The 1,171-nt window shown below is 57.6% G+C and carries 1 protein-coding gene; it reads right to left on the bottom strand.

Annotation, left to right across the window (positions count from 1 at the left end):
- Positions 1 to 17: 17 nt before the first annotated feature.
- Positions 18 to 1,075, bottom strand: a protein-coding gene (locus JK199_RS15675; protein WP_148299137.1) for an IS630 family transposase whose coding sequence is annotated in 2 segments (ribosomal slippage) — positions 18 to 583 and positions 583 to 1,075 — 1,059 coding nt in all. Because the reading frame shifts where the segments join, the coding sequence is not laid out codon by codon here.
- Positions 1,076 to 1,171 lie beyond the last annotated feature (96 nt).

The raw sequence follows: 1,171 nt of genomic DNA, 5'->3' as shown, positions 1-1,171 counted from the left end.
ATACCAATTTGTTTTTGCTATGACCCATGAGCCCAGTCGCGCAATCCGAGGGACATAATGCGCCATGGCTGCTCGGTGAGCTGGTTCCACGCATGGCAGGCGATATCGACGATATCGTCATAGGTTCTGAAGATTCTGTTTGAGAGCCATGTATTGCGCATAAACTGCCAGACGTTTTCCACAGGATTGAGTTCGGGAGAGCGTGGCGGGAGCGGCATGATGGTGATGTTGGGGGGAACCGTCAGTTTCAGACTGGTATGCCATGCTGCCTGATCCAGGATGAGGACGGCGTGACTTTGCGGTGCAACGACCTGGGCGATTTCCTTGAGATGGAAATTCATCGCATGAATGTTGCACACGGGGAGAACAAGAGCAGCCCCTTTTCCCTGAGCGGGGCAGATTGCCCCGAAAATCCAGGCGGATCGGGTCCTTAGGTCGGCTGTCGCCCGGGGGCGGGTTCCCCGCTTCGCCCAGCGCCGTGTCAGCTTCGTTTTCTGGCCGATCCTTGCTTCATCCGCCCACCACAGTTCGATATTTTCTCCGGGGTGACAGGCGCTGATTGCGGCAAGGGCATCAGGAAAATCTTTTTAAAAATGTCCTGGGCATCCGGGTTCTGGGCATAATGCCGGGGGCGTGGCGTCAGCAGACGAAAATTCTCACTGCGGACAATCCTGCTCAACCAGGAAACAGACAGGCTGACCCCGTGCTCTTCATGAAGCCAGGCGCACAGATCACGCAATCGCCAGCGCACCACGCCATGAGCCGAAGGAATGGGACCGTCTTCAATCCGCTGCGCCAGAGCCTCCATGACGGAAGGTGTGATGCGGCGGGCAGCACCCCCACCATGACGATCAATCAGCCCCGCAGGCCCTTGCGCGTTAAAGCGCAAAACCCAGTCCCGAACGATCTGTCGATCCGTTCCCGCAAGACGGGCCGCCTCGCCACGCGTTGCCCCGTCATAAATCGCGGCAAGCGCCAGAAGGCGCCGCGACTGGGCCGCATGTCTGCTTCGTCGCGCCAGACCTCGCATGCTCGCTGCATCATAATCTTCTCGGAGTGCGACCGCCTTGCTCATCAGGGATACCTTCCTTCAATGACGGTATCCTGTGAATCACAATTCAACGCCTATGTGTACCCCCCCCCCTGAGTCACAGCCAAAACAAATTGGTAT

It is taken from the genome of Acetobacter persici (genome assembly GCF_018256955.1).
GTDB lineage: Bacteria > Pseudomonadota > Alphaproteobacteria > Acetobacterales > Acetobacteraceae > Acetobacter > Acetobacter persici.
The sequence above is the reverse complement of the archived record's forward strand: the minus strand, read 5'-3'. Positions and strand labels throughout refer to the sequence as shown.